At 30.1% G+C, this 2794-nt stretch carries 2 protein-coding genes and 1 pseudogene; all 3 read left to right on the forward strand.

What is annotated here, in order from left to right:
• Positions 1 to 1215 (forward strand): F0F1 ATP synthase subunit alpha (locus AC30RD_RS08060; protein ID WP_489493960.1); only part of this gene is annotated, 1215 nt, incomplete at its 5' end.
• 1 nt (position 1216) lies between these two features.
• A complete protein-coding gene (locus tag AC30RD_RS08065) occupies positions 1217 to 2071 on the forward strand; it encodes a F0F1 ATP synthase subunit gamma (protein WP_489493961.1) in 855 nt (284 codons plus the stop codon).
• A pseudogene (locus AC30RD_RS08070) lies at positions 2064 to 2794 on the forward strand (hypothetical protein); the annotation flags it as partial. The gene AC30RD_RS08065 and the pseudogene AC30RD_RS08070, both read left to right, overlap by 8 nt.

Genomic DNA, 2794 nt, shown 5'->3' on the forward strand with positions numbered 1-2794 from the left:
ATTGCGGTGGGATATGAGATTTTGGGTAGGATAATAGATCCTTTAGGCAATCCCTTAGATAATAAAGAAAAGATCGAAAGCTCCATATTTTATCCAATTGAGTCAGACGCTGTTGCTATGGTAAGAAGGGAGTTTGTCAAAGAGCCTTTATATACCGGTATAAAGATAATTGACGCTATGATTCCTATAGGAAGAGGACAAAGAGAGTTGATCATAGGAGATAGCTCTTTAGGCAAAACTTCTATCGCTATCGATACTATTATAAATCAAAAAGATCAAGATGTTTATTGTATTTACGTAAGTATAGGCCAAAAAAAATCCCAAATAGCAAAAGTGATCTTAGAATTAAAAAGAAACGACGCACTCCATTTTACAACTATTGTCGCAGCAAGCGCCGATGACGCTCCGGGATTGAAATATATAGCCCCCTATGCCGGATGCGCAATAGCCGAATATTTTAGAGATCAAGGAAAAGATGTATTGATTGTATATGATGATTTAACAAAACATGCGGACTCTTATAGAATGTTATCACTTTTATTGGAAATTCCTCCCGGCAGAGAGGCGTATCCGGGGGATATTTTTTATATTCATTCCAAACTTCTTGAGAGAGCCGGAAGAAGAAGCGATAGATACGGAGGAGGATCGATTACCGCTTTGCCTATAATCGAAACGGAGGCTGGAAGGATATCGGCTTATATTCCTACAAATTTGATCTCCATAACCGATGGTCAAATCTATTTGGATAGAGAGCTTTTTAATAAAGGATTTTTACCGGCTATTGATATTGGAAAATCGGTATCAAGGATTGGCGGTAAAACCCAAGTTGAAGCTATGAAAAAAGTTGCGGCGAAATTGAAACTTGATTTTTCTCAATTTTTAGAAGTAGAAGTTTTTACTAAATTTGGAGCGAAACTCGAAGAGAAAACCCAAGCTTTATTGAAAAGAGGCGAGGCATTAAGAGAAGTTTTAAAACAGAGACGCTTTGTTCATTTTGATATGCCACGTCAAGTTGTTATCTTTTTACTTCATAATTTTGGTTTTTTGGAAAAAGTAGATCTAAAAAATGTTAACAAATATGTAGAGACGGTTTTAAAAAATATCGAGATAAACTATCCAGAAATTTTTTTAAATATTAAAGAGAAAAAAGATTTGGATTTAGATATTGAAAATAAAATTTATGAGATAGCCAAAAAAACTCTAAAAAGTTTTTAAAATGATAGAACTTCAAAAATTAAAAAAGAAGGTCGAAACTTTAAAAGATCTAAAAGATGTAGTCTCTTCAATGAAGGCTTACGCAAACTTCACAATTTCCAAGTCTAAAAAAGAGTTGCCTTTTATAAGAGAATATCAAAATTCTATTGAAGATTCTATCGCATATATGGTAACCTATTTTCCAGAATTAAAAGAGTTTAAAAAGTATAAGGGCAAAAATATATATATTATTTTTGGAGCCCAAGAGGGGTTATGCGGAGGTTATAATCAAAAATTGATAGATTTTTATAAAAATTTTGAAAAAGATAAGAGTTTTTTGATCATCATAGGAGAAAAAATAGCAGATGAATTAAAAGAGTATAAAATAAAATTTGATTATTTTTTTAAAGGAGTCTCAAATATAGATTCTATAAATTCAAAAGTTTTTAAATTGGTAGATTTTTTAGGATCTCTCTATTCTAAAGAGGATATTCATCAATTAAATATAATATATTCTAAACTTTTACCTACAAATGAGATCATTATAAAAAAAGATAAGATATTACCTCCGGATTTTGAAAAATTTGAAAAATATATTCAGATAAAAGAGCCGTTATTATATTTGGATAAGGACATTATTTTGGATAATTTAATAGAAGAGTATATTTTAATATCTTTATATAGAGCCTATGTGGAGGCGCTAAGTAGCGAAAACCAGGCAAGATTGATAACTATGCAAAACGCCGAAAAACATTTGGAGAAAAAAAGTATAAAATTGAACGAAAAACTAAATATTTTAAGACAAGAGGAGATAACAAACGAACTATTAGAGATAATTAACGGCTATAGATCAATAAAAAGGAGCAAGAGTGCTTAGAAAAGTTTTTTTGACTGTTTTAATAATATCTTCCCTTTTTTCTCAAGGAACGGATTTTGAGAAAATGATTAACGAAATAATAAAAAAATCAAAAAATGAAAAGTTTAGTTTAGAGGAGATATATAGATGCTCTGCTATGCCAAAAGATGAGTCGTTTGGCGGTGAAGTTATTATCGATGAAGAGGGAGATTGGTATTTTAAAATGTTGAAAATAGATGCCTCAAGATGTTCTGGAATCTATTATAAGGTAAATGATGAAAATAAAAAATTTATTTTAGAATCGGTTGGTCCATATCCTCCAACGCCGGCACCTATTTTGCTTGGAAATTTTAAAAAGGGAGATAGAATAGTTTTTATTATTAAAACTTTCAATAAAGGGTGGTCAAAAGAAGTAAACTCCACAAATAGATATTTTTTTAAATTCAATAAAAGCGGTAAAAACAGATACTGCTTTATGTATGAAGATGTTGTAAATTTTGATCATTTATATAATGACGGGGCTTTTTCTTTTTATAAAAAAGGGTTTGGATTGGATCCAAATAAAAATATTTATATAAAAAGTTATAAAGCAGTAAAAAAAGATGGCAATATCGAATTTAGCGGAGAAATATATAGCAAAGGTCCCTTTGATGCCAAAATTATAATAAGAGATAATAGATGGAGAGTTTTTAGAGTAATTCCAATAACCGAATTTAAAAGAGATAAAAATAGTTATAAATTTAG

The sequence above is a fragment of the Nitrosophilus sp. genome (genome assembly GCF_982775275.1).